Raw genomic sequence first — 16,757 nt, 5'->3', positions numbered from 1 at the left:
CTTTTGTCGGTTGTCAGACCAGCCCGGTGACGTAGTAGACGGCGATCACGAAAAACACCGCCAGCGTCTTCAGGCAGGTCACGGCGAAAATGTCCTTGTAGGATTGCCGGTGCGTCAGCCCGGTCACGGCGAGCAGGGTGATGACCGCGCCGTTGTGCGGCAAGGTATCCATGCCGCCGCTCGCCATCGATGCGACGCGGTGCAGGACTTCGGGTGGAATGTGGGCCGCCTCGGCCATGGCGATGAAATCCTTGGCCATGGCGGCCAGCGCAATCGACATGCCGCCCGACGCCGAGCCGGTGATGCCGGCAAGCGAGGTGACGGTGATGGCCTCGTTGACCAGCGGATTGGGGATGGTTTTCAATGCATCCTTGATGACGATAAAGCCGGGCAGAGCCGCGATGACGCCGCCAAAGCCATATTCCGACGCGGTGTTCATCGCCGCCAGCAACGCGCCGCCGACCGCGGCCTTGCTGCCTTCTGCGAAGGTCTTTTTCAATTTTGGAAACGCGAACACGAATACCGTGACAATGCCCGCGATCAGCGCGCCTTCCACCGCCCAGATCGCCTTGATGCCGGCTATCGGGGTCGCGATCGAATGATCGAGTGCCAGCGTCAGATCGTAGTTCGCGCCATAGGCACGATCGATCAGGCCGCCGAACACGCCGGGAAAGCCGCCGAGCAGCAGATTGACCAGGAACACCACGATCAACGGCAGAAAGGCGATGAACGCCGGCGCCAGCTCCTTGGTATCGACCGGCGGTGGCTCGTTGCTATGGCCCTCGCCATAGCCTTCGCCCGCAACCGCCGCCTGGCGGCGGCGCCATTCCAGATAGAGCATCCCGAACACGAAGATGAAGATCGCGCCCGTGATGCCGAGGATCGGCGCCGCGCCATTGGTGGTCTTGAAATAGGTGGTGGGAATGATGTTCTGGATTTGCGGACTGAAGGGCAGCGAATCCATGGTGAAGGAAAAGGCGCCGAGCGCGATGGTGCCGGGGATCAGGCGCTTTGGAATATTGCCGGCGCGGAACATTTCGGCAGCGAAGGGATAGGCGGCGAACACCACGACGAACAGCGAGACGCCGCCGTACGTGAGCACCGCGCAGACCAGCACGATCGCCAGCATCGCGCGCTGGCTGCCGACCAGGCCGATCACCGCGGCCACGATCGATTTGGAGAAACCGGAGAGCTCGATCACCTTGCCGAAAACCGCGCCGAGCAGGAACACCGGGAAATACAGTTTCGCAAAGCCGACCATCTTGTCCATGAAGAGGCCGGTGAAGGCGGCCGGCACCGCGCCGGGATCGGTCAGCAGCACCGCGCCAAGGGCTGCGACCGGCGCAAACAGGATGACGCTGAAGCCGCGATAGGCGACGAACATCAGGAAAACGAGGGCGGCCAGCGCGACCAGAAAACTCATCAATTCCTCCCGGGCTATCTTGCGCATTTTTCATGCGTTATCCCGGGAGCATAGCAAGGTCCGCGCCAGTTGCCTCGCGATGATGCAAAATGCCTGATATGCCGCCACTTTGGAGGGCTGCGGGCGACATGACGCCCGGCTGACGTCGTCAACTTTCTGAGACTCCGGACACTTTGAGTCTCGAAAGTCAGACAGTCGGGGAATCCGACATCGCCAGCCCGAATTTGGCGAGCTTCTTGTAGAACGTCGCCCGCGAGATCCGCAGCATCCTCGCGGCTTCCGAAATCTGCCCGCCTGCGGCCTCGAGTGCGCCTTCCAGCGTCCGCTTCTCGAACTCGGCCTCGGCCTGGGCATAGGGAACGACCGCATCCGCCGTCACCGGCAGCAGCGCGATGCCGACCGCGGGATCGGCAGGCAGGATGCGTGCAAAATCGTCGCCGGTGAGCCGGCCCGAGTCGCTCAGGATCAGGGCGCGCTCCAGCACGTTGCGCAGCTCGCGGACATTGCCGGGCCAGTCGTAGCGCGCCAGCGCCGCGAGCCCCGAGGGTGTGAGCTTGGCGTTGAGGTAATCGCCCGATTGCACGATGTCGTCGAGCAATCTGCCGCAGATCTCGGGAAGATCGTCGGCGCAATCGCGCAACGGCGGCAGCTCGATCGAGAGCACGTTGAGCCGGTAATAGAGGTCGGGGCGGAAAGCACCGTCGGTGACGCGCTTCTTGAGGTCGACATTGCTCGCGGCGATGACGCGGACGTCGACCTTGGTCACCTTGTCGGAACCGACCGGCTCGATTTCCCGCTCCTGCAGCGCCCGCAGCAGCTTGGCCTGCAACTGCAGCGGCATCTCGCCGATCTCATCGAGGAACAAGGTGCCGCCATCGGCGCTCCGGAACTTGCCGTCGCGGCCCTTGCGGTCGGCGCCGGTATAGGCGCCCGGCACCGTCCCGAAGAATTCGGATTCGATCAGCGTATCGGGAATGGCCGCAACATTGACGCTGACAAAGGGTTTGTCGGCACGCGACGACGCGTTGTGAATGGCCTGGGCCAGCAGTTCCTTGCCGGTACCGGTTTCCCCTGACAGCAATACCGTCACGCTTTGCCGCGCGGCGCGGGCAGACAGTTCCTTGGCCCGCGCAATGCCTGCGGTTTCGCCGACATAATCGTCGAAGGTAAAGCGCGCGGTGCGCGCCTGGGACAATTGCCGCTTCGCCAGCCGCAGGTCGCGTTCGAGCTGCCCCATCCGCGCGATCAGCGGCTTGAGGTTGTCGAGATGATCCGACAGCACGAAGCCGATCGCGCCGATGACATTCCGGTTCTCGTCCTCGATCGGCATCCGGGTGACGACCAGCGGCTCGCCGCCCAATTCCATGATATCGAGCAGGATCGGCTCGCCGGTCTCGGCGACACGGCGCATCAGGCTGTTGGGGATGATCTCCTCGATCGGACGCCCGATCGCTTCCGAGACGTGGTTGAGGTGAAGCGAGTGCAGATACTTTTCATTGACGTAGACCACGCGACCGGAACGATCGATCGCAATGGCGCCCTCGCACAGGCTCTCCAGCCGCTCGAACAGCGTTTCCATGGCCCGGGCGCGGACGCTCTCGGGATCGCTGACAATGGACTGGCGGTCGGTCATGGGATTGCGCATGGCCCTTCAACAATTACCGAATGCAGATGGTGATGGAATCACCGATGCGGCCCGTCCCACGCTCCACCTATCCCGAAAAGGGCTGGAACTTCGTTGCGCCCAATCTAGCAGGAGATTGCCTGATTTCACATCGATGCCGGATGAAACCTGGAAGCCAACAATGCGGGCCGGCGCTGCGCCTGTCCAGGTTGTCAGGACGGATATTTGTATCGCAATTTCAATTACATAAACTGAATGTCTTTTCCTGCGGGCAAAGCAGACGTAGCCTGAACTGGCACGTTTTCCGCGACAATCTTCTCCAATACCGAACAAACGGCCTTGGCTGCCGTGGTGGAAGGAGACGGCGAGCGGCTAAGCCAGTAACTCAAATGCATAGAGAAATCTGTGACCCGGCTCGCGCGCACGAGTCCATCTTCCAGCTCGTCCGTCCAGGAGGAGCGCGGATTGATGGTGGCTCCGATTCCGGCAAGCACCGCAGTTCGGATCATCGATACCGAGTCGATTTCAGCAACAATATTTGGCGTGATCTCGGCCTGCCGAAATACGGCATCATACAATGCGCGCAGCGTATGTCGTGAACTCGGCAACAACATTCGAAGCGCTTCGAGTTCAACCAGCTGCACGCCTTCCGCCAGACCAAAACTCGCGGGGCTAATCAGAAACAATTCTTCCTTGAACATCGGCTTTGAGAGCACCCCCGCTCGGTCTTCATTGCGGAGCAGGGTCGCAAGGTCGAGCTGACCATTGATGATGCGTTCCGTGAGTTCACCCGTCATTCCTTCGAGGACGTGAAGACGAATCTGCGGGTAGAGACGCCGGATCTGTTGTATCAGCGGAACCGCAAACAACGCGCCGGCCCCGGCAGTAAAACCGATAGAGACGGTGCCGGAGATCTGGCCCGATTGGGCGGTGACGGCGCCTCTGGCCTGATCGACCTGCCGCAAGATGATCTGAGCCTCGCGCAGCAACATCTCGCCAGCGGGCGTCGCCCTTACGCCTGTGCGATTTCGATCAAGAAGCCGGGTTTTGAATTCCGTCTCCAGAATAGCGATCTGCTGACTGAGGGCGGCCTGGCTCAATTCGAGGCGCGCCGCCGCCCGCGTCATGCTGCCGGCCTTGCAGACTTCGATGAAGTATTGGAGCCGTCTGGTCTCCATGGTGTCCTGCTCGCGCACCGATGATCAACCGATAACGGTTGCTCCACAGGAGAATAGTTCAATAAATTCAATAGGAAAATGTTTTTCTTATGAATGAATCGGCACTTCTTGATTCCGTCGTCCCCATTCGCTCTCCTAGGGTGGCGAGATACTGACGCGTTGGACCTGAATCGCATGGGATGAACCGATGCTACTGGCAATCGAGCAGGGCAACACCAACAGTCTGTTCGCGGTTCATGACGGCGACCATTGGGTTGCCCAATGGCGCACGGCCACCGAGCCTAGCCGTACCGCCGATGAATACGTCGTGTGGCTGTCGCAGCTGATGGCGATGCACAAATTGGATCTCGGCCTGTTGAACGCCTGTGTAATCTCGAGTGTCGTGCCGCAGTCGATTTTCAACCTTCGAAACTTGTCGCGTCGATACCTGGGCGTCGAACCGCTGATCATCGGCGAGAATACCGAGCTCGGCATTCAGGTGCGCACCCTCAAGCCCTCGGAGGTTGGATCGGACCGTCTGGTCAATGCGCTCGGCGCGATCGAACTCTATTCCGGACCTTTGATCATTGTCGACAGCGGCACTGCCATCACGCTCGACGTGATCGGCGGTGATGGCGCTTTCGAGGGAGGCGTCATTGCGCCCGGCGTCCACCTGTCCATGGAGGCGCTGCATGCAGCGGCTGCGAAGCTTCCCAGGATCGCGCTGCAAAAGCCTCGGCGTGTGGTGGGCGACGACACGGTTAGCGCCATGCAGTCCGGAATTTTCTGGGGTCACGTTGCGCTCATCGAGGGAATGATTGCTCGCATCAAGGCCGAGCGGAACGAAGCGATGGCAGTCGTCGCCACCGGCGGCGTCGCATCGTTGTTCCACGGCGCAACCACGGCGATCGATCACTTCGATCCCGACCTGACGATTCGTGGTTTACTGGCCATCTACCGGCGAAACGTTCGAGATCGCCGTCAACAGGCTTGACCATTTTCTCCGAACCGGCATCTCGCATCCGCTGCGCTGATGCATCGAGTTCGAAGCTCGCCATGATGTTTCTCTTCTGAAAGAGTGGAGACCGAGAAGTCAACCGAAAGGAGCCATGTCATGCAATCCCGGGTCGAAGAATTCATTGCCGCATACAATCGCAAGGACATTCCGGGTGCATTAGCCTGTTTCACCGACGACGCTGTCTATCAGGACGTGACGTACGGCACGCACAGCGGTCATGGCGAGTTGAAGAAGATGCTCGATCGGATGTTTCTCGAAGCTGATGCCTGCTGGAAAGTTCACACCTGGGTAACCGATGCACTGCGCGTCGCCATTGAATGGACCATCGACTCGCAAATCACCGATGCGGTGCCGCAAAGCGCTGGCAAGCGGGTTCGCCTATTCGCCATGGGCCTGTTCGAATTCCGCGACGGCAGAATCGCCAGCTATCGCGAGTATCTGGATTTCGGTCAGGTCCTCTTGCAACTCGGCGTGCCGCCGGAAGGCCTGCACCGGGCCCTGTCAAAAAAGCTTGCACTCACATTAGCCGAAGCGGATAGCGGCGCGGCGTAAGATTCACTGCGCACCTCGTCGGCGTTCCAGTGACGACAAACGAGCTCGCTCGACGAGCATGCGGCGCAGGCCGGAGAAGCAGCCGTATCCTTCTCGGTAAACTGCCCGTGAACCGGGAATAAACGCTTTCGCTGCTCGATCTGGCACTCAAAGGGCGGAAATATCTAACGGAGGCGGGCGCCCGAATATTCCGGCGCGCGCAATCGTCCGGCCGGCAAAACATGCCCGGACTGTTGATCGTCTCGGGTCGAGGGCAACGGAGACGTCAATGCACGGTTCGCTGCAAGGTTCATGTTGTCGCTCAACAATGGAGCTGGAAGGGGGAGGCGTGAGCATCGATTGCGGCGAAACCGAACCCGATCTGGGCTGGACCTTGTGGCCTGAGCGCGGAGATCTGTCGATTGAATTCCTGAGGCTGATGGGATCTGCGCAGGAGGGAGGGGCAACCGCCGCCGAGTGCCGTGTCACTGCCAGCCGGATAGATCCGTCGAACGATCATTCCTGGTACACCGAATGGATGAGCGTTGCCGATGTGAACTACCAGCGCGGCAACGCCGCGCTGCGCGACGGCCATCTGCTGACCGCAAAGAGCAACTGGCTGCGCGCCATCAATTACTATCAGTCGGCGGCGCTGCCATTCGATCGCGAGGACCGTCACTACTGGTTCGCGACATCAAACATGCGGCAATGCGCGCGCGACTATCTCGACTGCTGCAGCCCGCGCGGCGAGGTGGTGCGAATCCCGTGGCTCGAAGGATATCCGCTCGAGGCCTATTTCCTGCCGGCGCCGCAATCGGTGCGCCCCGCGCCTGTCGTCGTTTGCATGGGGGAACCCGGCCAGCGCAAGGAAGAGCTTCTCCACAAGGTGGCGCGCTATGCGCGTGAGCGTGGGATGTCGTTGCTCGCTGTCGATTTGCTGGGGGCCGGGACGGGTTCGGAGTTCGACGAGATCGTCGGCCGTCCCGACCTCGAAACCGCCCTCGGATACGTCGTGGACTATCTCGTCGAGCGGAAAGATGTCGATGCCGGCCGGATCGCCATTTTGGCCGACGGATGGGGATCGTCGTTCGTGGCCCGCGGCATCGCATTTGACGATCGCTTTGCGGCGGCCGTGTGTGACGGCGGCATCTGGGACCTGCATGAGCGCGCCTTCCTTGCCGCGCGTGCGCCGTTTCAGCCGACCTTCTCGCGTCCGGATCGTGATTTCGGCCGGGTCGCACGCAACATCCAATGTCCGGTGCTGATCGCTACCGGCGAGCGCGGCTGGTTGAGGGCCGAGCGCGTGCGGGAGCTTTTCACGCAGATCAAGGAAGACGGGCGTGACGTCACGCTTAAAATTTTCGCCGTCGCCGAGACGGCGGCGATGCAGGCGCATGTCGACAACCCGACTCTCGCCAACGAGTATATTTTCGATTGGATCGCTTCGCGGCTCGGTATTTGAAAGGTCTTGGTATTTGAAAGTTGTCGGTCTTATCGCGCCGGGCGGGTCGCTCCAGCCGCGGCAGCGTCATGCATCCGCAACGACCTTCAAGCGTCCCTTTTCCAGGCGGTTTCTCAGGCCGCTGAGTGTATCGATCAACTCATCGAGCTGCTTGTTGCTGAGTTCGGCAAAAATGAATTCGTTAAGCGCTTCCTGCTGGGCAGCAAGCCCCGCCATCTGCTTGTAGGTTTTGTCGGTCAGCGACATCAGCACGATTCTGGCGTCTTCGGTCGATGGCTTCCGGCGAAGGAAGCCCTTCTTCTCCAGCAATTTCGATTGTGTCGTAACGAACGACGGGTCGACATGAAGCTTCTTGGAGACGACATTGACGGGAACGCCGTCCTTGTCGTCGAGATCCGCGAGCGCCATCAGGATCATCCACTGCGGGCCGCTGATTCCGAGCGCCTTGGCCCAGAAGTAGCGCAGCTCCTCCAGGTGAACGCCGACAGAATTGATAACCCAGGCGAAGCGCCGGATGGTGTCCTGGTTCTTTGGAGCCGTTTCGGCCAATCGACATTCCTCGCGTGCATGGAGGGCGTCTGCAACCTGCCTGCTTTGCTCGGCCCTGCATCTATCTTGGTCGATTTCATTTCCAAAACAAGTGAAAATATCCTGTATTATCGGTAACCCGTTAGGTTACATAAGATATTAATCCTATAAATTAGCGGTTAGCGTTGGAATCTGCCAGCAGTTGCAAGAAAGGCACAGGCCGTCCAAAAGCAAATAGATGAGTAAATAAGGTATTTCAATTACCAAAGTTCTACATTCATAGTCCTTCCTGACGGCTGGGGGTTCCGGATCGTCCCGCTGGGTGCTCGCGCAAGTCCCTCCCTCGCACGGGGGCACGAGAGCGAAACCATCGAGCGGTTGTTGGGGGGAGCCAGCCCTGAGGAAAATTCCTCAGTGGGTACGGAGCCTCGAGAGAGAACAACTTGGAGGTTACACATGAAAATGATTAAGAGCCTTATCCTCGGCTCGGCGGCGGGTCTCGCCGCCCTGAGCGGGGCGCAGGCAGCTGATCTTCCCGTCAAGGCCAAAGCGGTCGAGTACGTGAGGATCTGCTCCCTGTACGGCGCCGGTTTCTACTACATTCCGGGCACCGACACCTGCGTCAAGATGGGTGGCTATCTGCGCGTCGACTCCACCTATGGCGGCGGCGTCTACGGCGCTCCATTCTGGAGCGGTGACGGTGGCTACGAGTCCGGCCAGGGCAACCGCTTTACCGACCGAATCAACGTTCGTTCCCGTATGGCTTTGACGCTCGATACGCGCACCGCCACCGAATACGGCGTCGTCCGTACTTTCGGCCAGGGCGACTTCCAGTTCAGCACCTATGGCGGCACCGCCTCCAACCAATCGCTGAACGGCGCTGCTCTGCTGGGCTCACTGAACAACGACACGCCCGGCAACGGCCAGGTCGCTGTCGAAATGGTGTTCATCCAGTTCGCCGGCTTCACGTTCGGTAAATCCGCTTCGGCCTATGCCCTGCCGTGGAACGGTTACGGCGGCAACAACAACACGTCGTTCCTGATCGGCGGTCCCGATTACGTCACCGGTGTGAACAACATCCAGTACACCGCACAGTTCGGCAACGGCGTGTCGGCCAGCATCGGTCTAGATGAAGGCAAGGTGTTCAATCGCACCCAGCTCGGAAACTTCGACGTGTTCACGCTGCCGGCGATCTTCCCCACCAACGGCGTGCAGACGCCGACGACCCTGTTCCAGGGCGGCTTCGGCCTGGGAGCGGCCGCTGGTTCGGCGGTCAACCGTTCGACCGGTGGGCCCGCCAACGCCTATGGCGGACAGTTCGCGCCTGACATCGCGGGCAACATCCGGGTCGATCAGGCCTGGGGTATCTTCCAGATTTCGGCGATCGCTCACTATGTCAACGCGTCGTACAACTTCCTCGACTCGTCGACCGACGCCGGCTCGCAGGGCTTCTCAACCCCGTTCGGCGCCGGTGCCTACATCGTCTGCCCGGCGAACGGCATCATCAACACGGTAGCCGGACAGCCTTGTAGCTCGTTGTCTTCCGGTCACCCTGACAGCAAGTGGGGTGGCGCCGTCACTGCCGGTCTCCAGCTCAAGAACCTGCCGACCGGAGTTGGCGATACCCTGAACGTCGACGCTACCTTCGCCAAGGGCGACACCAAGGCGGTAATTTCGACCAGCGGTGCTTCGCCGTCCTTCGCGATGTTCAACAACACCGGCGGCAATCCGACCGTCGGATATGGCTACGTCTCGGACGGCGTGTTCGGCAATGGCAACTCCCTGAACGGGAACAACTCGGTCACCAACGGCATCCAGTTGACCAATGCCTTCGGATTCCGCGGCGGCTACATCCACAACTGGGATGCGAACTGGCAGAGCAGCCTGTTCGGAAGCGCTTCAGCGGTGCGTTACAATGACGTCGCCAAGAACGCCTATTGCGGCTCGGTCTCCGGCAATCCGTTGTTCGGCTGGGGCAACAGAGGTCCGAATCCCACTTCGACCTGCAACCCGGACTTCAACGTGTATCAGGTTGGCTTCCGGACCGGATGGACGCCCGTCAAGGGTCTGACGTTCAGCGGCGAAGTGTTCTGGTCCTATCTTGACCAGAACTGGAGTGGCACCACGCGTTCGCAGTTCGGCGTCAACCCGCCGTTCCTGGCCACCACCTATACGTTCAAGGACCAGCAGACGGCTTCGTTCAATCTCAGGGCCCAGCGAAACTTTTGATCTGTCGCTGGCTGAAAATCTGGAGAGTCCCGGCGTGAACCGCCGGGACTTTTCGTTTGTGGATGGACCGCACATACAAAATTAAAATATATTATTGACTAAGGTATTTTGGTCTTGTATGTATGATCGGGAGCAGCCACCGAATTGTTTGGCTGCAGCTCGATCAGAGGAGACCTTTTCTACTTTATGATAAACCTCCGAAACCTCCGGCAATGCCCTGCCGGAGGTTTTTCATTTTGTGGTACCTGTACAAGGACATGCAGGTGGCTCGCCGGTTGCGCAAGCATTGCTCCGCTCAACACGCGGTGGATGCTTTGGCCCTGACGGCTGGCGCAGGCATCGAAACGATCGCGGTAACGTCGCCTGACGTTTCGCGACCGCCAGCCCAACGCCGGAGGATATCGTCCTTGCCCGACCCACGTGACTTTCACGCGCCGCAATCGTCCTACAGCAGGGAAGATCTGATCAAATCGAGCGAAGGCGGCTATTTCGGCCCGGGCAATGCCCAACTGCCGGCACCGCCGATGCTGATGATGGACCGCATCACCGAGATCAGTGTGGACGGCGGCGAGTTCGGCAAGGGCCATGTCGTCGGTGAACTGGATATCAGGCCGGGTCTCTGGTTCTTCGACTGTAATTTTCCCGGCGACCCCGTCATGCCCGCATCTCTGGGCCTGGACGCCATGTGGCAGATCATCGGCTATTGGCTCGGCTGGTCCGGCTCGCCGGGCAAGGGCCGCGCTGTCGGCGTCGGCGAGGTCGAGTTTCGCGGACAGATAACGCCGGACACCAGGCGCGTGCGCTACGCGGTGAACATGCGTCTCGTCAGGCGCGGCAAACTGGCTGTTGGCGTTGCAAATGGCAGCGTGTTTGCCGACGACACCTGCGTATATGTCGCCAAGGACATGAGGGTCGGATTGATCGCATCCGCGACCTGAGATGCGGTAGGTGAAAGAGGCTGTCGCCTTCCAGAGCCCTCGGCAATCGCCGCGCAGCTAAGGCAGCCTTTTCATCCATACGCGAAGCTTGTCCCGCAGCAGCAGGTATCAAGTATCCTGAATGCTGCCATCGGAGATTCGACCATGACGGTTCAAACGGCAACGGCATCCCTGGCGCAACTGCCGGTGACACTCGGCGACATCGAGGCCGCCGCAGCGACGCTCGCCGGCCTGGTCAAATGCACGAACTTCGACCGCAGCCGGACATTGTCCGAGATCACCGGCGCAAGTGTGTGGCTCAAGTTCGAAAACCTGCAGTTCACGGCAACCTTCAAGGAGCGCGGCGCGCTCAATCGGCTCGCGGCCCTGTCGGCCGATCAGCGCCAGCGCGGTGTGATCGCGGCGTCCGCCGGCAATCACGCACAGGGCGTGGCCTATCACGCGGCACGGCTTTCAATACCGGCCACCATCTACGTGCCGGTCGGAACCCCGACGGTGAAGATCGAGAACACGCGCCGGCATGGCGCGACCGTGATCGAAGGCGGAGCGACGCTGGAAGAGGCCGCCGCATTGGCCACGGCACATGGCCGAAACGAAGGGCTGACGTTCATCCACCCCTACGATGACCCCCTGATCATTGCCGGTCAGGGCACCATCGCGCTCGAGATGCTGGCTGCGGTGGCCGACCTCGAGGTTCTGATCGTACCGATCGGCGGCGGCGGCCTTATTTCCGGCATCGCTGTCGCCGCCAAGACACTGAAGCCGGATATCGAGGTGATCGGCGTGCAGGCCGCCCTCTATCCTTCGATGTACAACCTGATCAAGCAACAATCGCTTCCGATGCGCGGCGACACGCTGGCGGAAGGCATTGCCGTCAAGGCCCCCGGCCGGATCACGTCCGAGATCGTGCGCGAACTCGTCGACGACATCGTGCTGGTGACGGAGCAGGATGTCGAGCAGGCGCTGAGTCTTCTTCTCACCATCGAGAAGTCGGTGACCGAAGGCGCCGGAGCCGCCGGCCTCGCCGCCGTGCTGGCCGATTCCAAGCGATTCAAGGGCCGCAAGTTGGGTCTGGTGCTGAGTGGCGGAAATATCGACACCCGGCTTTTGTCGGGCGTGCTGACCCGTCAACTCGCGAGGGAAGGCCGGCTTTCGCAGCTCAGGTTCGACATCGTGGACCGGCCGGGGCAGCTCGGCGAGGTGGTCGCTGTGCTGAGCCGATGCGGCGCCAACATCGTCGAAGTATCGCATCAGCGCATCTTTACGGATCTGCCGGCCAAGGCGGTGCATCTGGAAATCGTGGTCGAGACCAGGGACCGGGCCCATCTCGATGCGACGATCGCAGCACTGAGGGCCGCCGATCTCAAGGTGGTGGCCGGCGGCCACTAGCGCTGCCTCGCGGGGCGTTTCCAGCGGCGATGACCGCTACTGCTTCAGGACGGACAGTGGTCAGGGAGACCGTACCACCTGCAATGTTGGGACGCCGCCGTTTGGTTGGAACTATTCGAGGACGCGACGTAAAATTGCGGTCCAACGCCTGCGTCGTCCTGGCTGCGGCGGTTGGTATCCGGAGCCAAATGTTCTATTGGCTCTGGTGGACGGGAAAATTTGTGCGATTCCCGCGATCGCACCGTTCCTGGCCGCTACGCTGTGCGAATTGAGAGGCCGAGCCATGAATCTGGATACACTTTTCAACGCCTCTGCGGCCTCGCGCGGTAAAGCGGTCGACGGCATTACGATCCGGCGTCCCGACGACTGGCACGTTCATTTGCGCGACGGCGAGATGTTGCGCACGGTGCTTCCGTTCACGGCAGGACAGTTCGCCCGCGGCATCATCATGCCGAACCTGGTGCCGCCCGTGACCACGGTCGATGCCGCCATTGCTTATCGTTCCCGCATCCTTGCGGTTCGTCCGGCCGGCAGCGATTTCGAACCGCTGATGACGTGCTATCTGACCGACACGACGTCGCCCGACGAGATCGAGAAGGGCCACTCCGAAAAGGTGTGGACCGCCGCCAAACTTTATCCGGCCGGCGCCACCACCAACGCGCATCATGGCGTCACCAATATCAGGGCGCTGCGTCCGGTTCTGGAGCGGATGGAGCGGATCGGTATGCCGGTCTTGATTCACGGCGAAGCCACCGATCCCGCCGTCGACATTTTCGATCGCGAGGCCGTGTTCATGGAGCAGAGCCTGTTGCCGCTGCTGCGCGACCATCAGGGCCTGAAGGTCGTCGTCGAGCACGTGACCACGGCGGAAACGCTCGACATCGTTCGCGCCCATGCGCCGCGCGTCGGTGGAACCGTCACGCCGCATCATCTGATCATCAACCGCACCTCGCTGTTCCAGGGCGGCTTGCGGCCGCATTATTATTGCCTGCCGGTCGCCAAGCGCGAACATCATCGCCTCGCGCTGCGCAAAGCCGTTACCTCAGGCGATTCGTGCTTCTTCATTGGCACCGACACGGCGCCGCATCTCGCCAGCCTCAAGGAGGCCGCCTGTGGCTGTGCCGGCGTCTTCGTCGGCGCCACCGCGCTGCAGACCTACGCGCAGGTGTTTGACGAGGAGGGCGCCCTCGATCGACTGGAAAAATTTGCCTCGCTGAATGGCGCGAATTTCTACGGTCTGCCGGTCAACACCGGCACCATCGAACTGAAGCGACGCCATGTAGCGATGCCGGCTTCGATCGCCGTTGACGGCGGCGACATCGTGGTGTTTCGCGGCGATGAAGCATTGCCTTGGTCGATCGGCGAGGTACGGCCCTGATTTGCGCGTTCTAACGGCCGCTAGAGCAGCGTAATCCGCCATTCACGATCACTGTGCTGGCGAGCGGTGGGTTACGCCTCCGCCCTACGTTTTTGTGTTTCGACTTTTCGCCTTGCGCGTCACGGCGTCAGCAGCACCTTGCCCTGTCCTGCGATCGCCGTTTCGATCGCCTTTGTCACCTGTTCGAACGGGAACGTTGCGGCGATCGGGGTGGCGATGGAGCCGGAGGCCACCATCGGCACCAGGCGGTCGTACATCTCGGCGACCATCTTCGGCGTGGCTTTCTGCAACCAGGTCACCAGCCAGAATCCGCGAATCGTGATGTCCTTGAAAATCAGCGGTTGCGGCGGCGCCACCATGGCCTTGCGGCTCATAGCGCCGTAGGAGACCAGCGTGCCGCGCTGCGCGAGGCTGCCCAGCAGGCCCGTGGTTCCGGTGTCGCCGACCACATCGAGGGCCAGCGTGATCGGTGCGTTACCGGTGGCCTCCGCCACGCGCTTCGGCAGATCCGCTCCGTCGAGCAGCACGATATTGCCGCCGAGCGCCTTGATCTCGTCGACCAGTTCGGCGCGGCGGACCACATTGACAGTTTTCAATCCCAGCGATTTTGCGATCGGGATCACCGCGCGGCCGACGCCGGAGTTGGCACCGTTCTGAATTACCCACTGGCCCGGCTGCGGCGCCACGAAATCGGTCAACAGCAGGTAGGCGGTCGCCGGATTGACGCCAAGCATCGCGAATTGCTTGATGTCGCCGGCGGGCAACGGGCGCAACCAGGTGGCGTCGACCTTGATGCGTTCGGCCCAGGTCGGCGATCCGAACGGAACGATGGAGTGGTCGCCCTCCTTGAGGTGCTTGACGTTCGAGCCGACCGCCACCACGCGGCCGGCGCCCTCCGCTCCGACGATCGACGGCAGCGGCGGACGGTAGCCGTAGTTTCCTGTAAACATGAATAGATCGCTGGGATTGATCGGTGATGCTTCCAGCGCGATCACGACTTCGTTTGGGCCGGGCGCGCCGACATCCGGCACATCGGCGACTTGCAACACTTCGGTTGGTTTTCCGAACGCGACAATCTGAACGGCTTTCATGGGAATTCTCCGGATTACTGTGGTTGGCGCAGCCGTCATCGTTTTCCATTCGGACATCTCCGAGCGAAGCCGACCCGTTTCAAAGGTCAGATGACGACGCGTTGCCCGGCTGTTGCCAGATTATATACTATACGGTATATAACAGAATGCCGCTGTCAAGAGGGGGTATCGAGCAACCGCAGCAATTGTGCGGCCACCGCCTTGGTCTCGGCGGCGGAGGGCGCGTCCTTCGCGAGCACCATCAGTCCGGCATACGCCGCGATCATAGTGCGGGCCGTTGCAGCCGCGTTGAAATCGTCGGGGAATTCGCTCGCACCTTGTGTCAATCGCGCGGCGACCATCGCTTCGAGATCGCGATAGAAGCGGACGGCGCTTCCGGTAATCTCGGCGTCGTCGAGCGCGCTATCGGTCAGCGTGTTGATGGAGAAACAGCCCCGGGCGCCGCGGCTGCCCGTGCACAGGGGGATATAGTCGGCGAGCCACGCCGCGATCGCCTCGCGCGCGGTTACGCCCTTCGCCAGCTGCGTTTTGGTGCGCTTGAGCAGAAAGCCGTGATAGCGATCCAGCGCCTTGCGAAACAATGCGTTCTTGTCACCGAACGCCGCATAGAGGCTGGGTTTGGTCAGGCCGCTCACTGCTGTGATGTCATCGAACGACGTGCCGTGAAAGCCCTTGCTCCAGAACACTTGAAGCGCGGCATCAAGCACGGTGTCGGGATCGAAGGTGCGGGGACGGGCCATGGATCTTACATAGCGTGGTTTTGGTAGAAAGGGAGACTTGAATCTGATTTGCTCTTAAAAGGGAATCCTAAGAGTCCACACGACCTAGAGCGGGATGAGATTAGGTTGGGTCGCGCCGCCGGGCCTTTTTTGCGCGCCATTCTACTTTGCATGGGGTTGTTTTCGCGATTTTGTGTCTGGACTCCCAGAGCCCCGGATGTGCCGGCGCTGACGGCAAATCGATTCAGCTCCAACCCATCATGCGTTAGTCCACCTTCGCGCCGGACTCCCGGATGATCTTCGTCCATTTCGCCGTTTCGTCGGCGAGGAATTTTCCGAACGCCGCGCCTGAAATAGTACCGGGTTCGGCGCCGAGTTCGTCGAAGCGCTTCTGCACATCGGGCATTTTCAGGATGGCGTCGATGTCGCCTTCCAGCTTCGCAAGGACCGGCGCGGGTGTCTTCGCCAGCGCCACCAGTCCGAACCAGGCCGAGGCTTCGAAGCCGGGCACGCCGGATTCGGAGACGGTCGGCACGTCGGGCAGGGCGCCCGCACGTTTCGAACCTGCGACCGCGATCGCGTTGATGTTCTTAGCCCTGACCTGCGGCAGCACGGCGGGGATGTTGTCGAACATGACAGGGATGTGGCCTGCAACGAGATCGTTCATCGCCGGCGCCGCGCCCTTGTAAGGGACGTGCACGATATCGATGCCGGTCATGCTCTTGAGCAATTCGCCGGCAAGATGGTTGGTCGACCCGTTGCCGGACGATCCGAAAAACAAGGTGCCTGGTTTTGCCTTGGCGAGCGCGACCAACTCGCGCACGTTCTTGATTCCAGTCGATGGATGCACAGCGAGAACGATCGGTACCGAGGCGATCAGCCCGACCGGTGCAAATGCGGTTGACGGATCGTATCGCAGGTCGCGGTACAATGCTGCATTGATGGTGAGCGGCGGAGGCGCCGTCAGCAGCAGCGTGTAGCCGTCCGGATCCGAATTCGCGACCGCTTCGGCGCCGATATTGCCGCCGGCGCCGCCGCGATTCTCGACAAAAACTGTCTGTCCGTTGTTACGCTCCGACAGCTTTTGCGCGATGACGCGGGCGACGATGTCATTGGAGCCGCCGGCCGGGAACGGCACCACGATCTTGACCGGACGGGATGGATAATTCTCGGCCAAGGCGCCGCCAGCACTTATCAAGGCGCTGCCTGCGAACATCGCGATTCCGCAGGCAATCAGGATCGAACGGCGGCCGAACGGCTGCATGGAACG

General features: G+C 61.0%; 14 protein-coding genes. 7 read left to right on the top strand and 7 right to left on the bottom strand.

Features of this window, described 5'->3' with window-relative positions; genetic code table 11:
• Window positions 1–13: 13 nt before the first annotated feature.
• The 3 genes from BLS26_RS11700 to BLS26_RS11690 form a co-directional block, all read right to left on the bottom strand.
• A complete protein-coding gene (locus BLS26_RS11700; protein ID WP_092511192.1) occupies window positions 14–1,423 on the bottom strand; it encodes a GntP family permease in 1,410 nt (469 codons plus the stop codon).
• 187 nt (window positions 1,424–1,610) lie between these two features.
• A complete protein-coding gene (locus tag BLS26_RS11695; RefSeq protein WP_305764657.1) occupies window positions 1,611–3,068 on the bottom strand; it encodes a sigma-54-dependent Fis family transcriptional regulator in 1,458 nt (485 codons plus the stop codon).
• Between the two features lie 221 nt (window positions 3,069–3,289).
• Complete coding sequence (locus BLS26_RS11690) at window positions 3,290–4,225, bottom strand: LysR substrate-binding domain-containing protein (RefSeq protein ID WP_157676420.1); 936 nt, start codon at window positions 4,223–4,225, stop codon at window positions 3,290–3,292.
• A gap of 187 nt (window positions 4,226–4,412) precedes the next feature.
• On the opposite strand from BLS26_RS11690, the gene BLS26_RS11685 reads away from it, so the two are divergent.
• From BLS26_RS11685 to BLS26_RS11675, 3 genes are all read left to right on the top strand, one after another.
• Window positions 4,413–5,198 (top strand): type III pantothenate kinase, encoded by a 786-nt coding sequence (locus BLS26_RS11685; RefSeq protein ID WP_092511186.1) that lies wholly within the window; start codon window positions 4,413–4,415, stop codon window positions 5,196–5,198.
• Window positions 5,199–5,318: 120 nt separating this feature from the next.
• Entirely contained in the window at window positions 5,319–5,774 is a 456-nt protein-coding gene (locus BLS26_RS11680) for a nuclear transport factor 2 family protein (protein WP_092511184.1), read from the top strand.
• A 328-nt stretch (window positions 5,775–6,102) separates the two neighbouring features.
• Window positions 6,103–7,215: a S9 family peptidase gene (locus BLS26_RS11675; RefSeq protein ID WP_244541911.1), complete on the top strand. Its 1,113-nt coding sequence runs from the start codon at window positions 6,103–6,105 to the stop codon at window positions 7,213–7,215.
• 66 nt (window positions 7,216–7,281) lie between these two features.
• On the opposite strand, the gene BLS26_RS11670 is transcribed toward BLS26_RS11675, so the two are convergent.
• Window positions 7,282–7,764: a MarR family winged helix-turn-helix transcriptional regulator gene (locus BLS26_RS11670; protein ID WP_172804587.1), complete on the bottom strand. Its 483-nt coding sequence runs from the start codon at window positions 7,762–7,764 to the stop codon at window positions 7,282–7,284.
• Window positions 7,765–8,199: 435 nt separating this feature from the next.
• Between BLS26_RS11670 and BLS26_RS11665 the strand changes: the two genes are divergently transcribed.
• The 4 genes from BLS26_RS11665 (at window position 8,200) to pyrC (ending at window position 13,677) form a co-directional block, all read left to right on the top strand.
• On the top strand, window positions 8,200–9,972 hold the full coding sequence (locus tag BLS26_RS11665) for a porin (protein ID WP_092511178.1): 1,773 nt from the start codon (window positions 8,200–8,202) through the stop codon (window positions 9,970–9,972).
• Between the two features lie 407 nt (window positions 9,973–10,379).
• Window positions 10,380–10,910, top strand: coding sequence for a bifunctional 3-hydroxydecanoyl-ACP dehydratase/trans-2-decenoyl-ACP isomerase (gene fabA / locus BLS26_RS11660; RefSeq protein ID WP_092511176.1), 531 nt, complete (start codon window positions 10,380–10,382; stop codon window positions 10,908–10,910).
• Window positions 10,911–11,054: 144 nt separating this feature from the next.
• The gene (locus BLS26_RS11655) at window positions 11,055–12,299 is read left to right on the top strand and encodes a threonine ammonia-lyase (RefSeq protein ID WP_092511174.1); all 1,245 of its coding nucleotides are present in this window, start codon (window positions 11,055–11,057) and stop codon (window positions 12,297–12,299) included.
• A 283-nt stretch (window positions 12,300–12,582) separates the two neighbouring features.
• Complete coding sequence (gene pyrC, locus BLS26_RS11650) at window positions 12,583–13,677, top strand: dihydroorotase (protein ID WP_092511172.1); 1,095 nt, start codon at window positions 12,583–12,585, stop codon at window positions 13,675–13,677.
• 119 nt (window positions 13,678–13,796) lie between these two features.
• Here the strand turns inward: pyrC and BLS26_RS11645 are convergent, their stop codons facing one another.
• The 3 genes from BLS26_RS11645 to BLS26_RS11635 form a co-directional block, all read right to left on the bottom strand.
• A complete protein-coding gene (locus BLS26_RS11645) occupies window positions 13,797–14,768 on the bottom strand; it encodes a zinc-dependent alcohol dehydrogenase family protein (RefSeq protein WP_074830039.1) in 972 nt (323 codons plus the stop codon).
• Between the two features lie 155 nt (window positions 14,769–14,923).
• Entirely contained in the window at window positions 14,924–15,475 is a 552-nt protein-coding gene (locus BLS26_RS11640; protein ID WP_244541910.1) for a TetR/AcrR family transcriptional regulator, read from the bottom strand.
• Between the two features lie 277 nt (window positions 15,476–15,752).
• Window positions 15,753–16,751, bottom strand: a complete 999-nt coding sequence (locus tag BLS26_RS11635; protein ID WP_092511168.1) for a tripartite tricarboxylate transporter substrate binding protein — start codon at window positions 16,749–16,751, stop codon at window positions 15,753–15,755.
• Between the last annotated feature and the right edge of the window lie 6 nt (window positions 16,752–16,757).

It is taken from the genome of Afipia sp. GAS231 (assembly GCF_900103365.1).
Lineage (GTDB): Bacteria > Pseudomonadota > Alphaproteobacteria > Rhizobiales > Xanthobacteraceae > Bradyrhizobium.
This window is presented reverse-complemented; position numbering and strand designations above follow the sequence as displayed.

Coding starts and splice junctions, on each gene's coding strand:
- BLS26_RS11700 (WP_092511192.1), bottom strand. CDS start 1,423: ATGAGTTTTCTGGTCGCGCTGGCCGCCCTCGTTTTCCTGATGTTCGTC.
- BLS26_RS11695 (WP_305764657.1), bottom strand. CDS start 3,068: ATGCGCAATCCCATGACCGACCGCCAGTCCATTGTCAGCGATCCCGAG.
- BLS26_RS11690 (WP_157676420.1), bottom strand. CDS start 4,225: ATGGAGACCAGACGGCTCCAATACTTCATCGAAGTCTGCAAGGCCGGC.
- BLS26_RS11685 (WP_092511186.1), top strand. CDS start 4,413: ATGCTACTGGCAATCGAGCAGGGCAACACCAACAGTCTGTTCGCGGTT.
- BLS26_RS11680 (WP_092511184.1), top strand. CDS start 5,319: ATGCAATCCCGGGTCGAAGAATTCATTGCCGCATACAATCGCAAGGAC.
- BLS26_RS11665 (WP_092511178.1), top strand. CDS start 8,200: ATGAAAATGATTAAGAGCCTTATCCTCGGCTCGGCGGCGGGTCTCGCC.
- BLS26_RS11655 (WP_092511174.1), top strand. CDS start 11,055: ATGACGGTTCAAACGGCAACGGCATCCCTGGCGCAACTGCCGGTGACA.
- pyrC (WP_092511172.1), top strand. CDS start 12,583: ATGAATCTGGATACACTTTTCAACGCCTCTGCGGCCTCGCGCGGTAAA.
- BLS26_RS11645 (WP_074830039.1), bottom strand. CDS start 14,768: ATGAAAGCCGTTCAGATTGTCGCGTTCGGAAAACCAACCGAAGTGTTG.
- BLS26_RS11635 (WP_092511168.1), bottom strand. CDS start 16,751: ATGCAGCCGTTCGGCCGCCGTTCGATCCTGATTGCCTGCGGAATCGCG.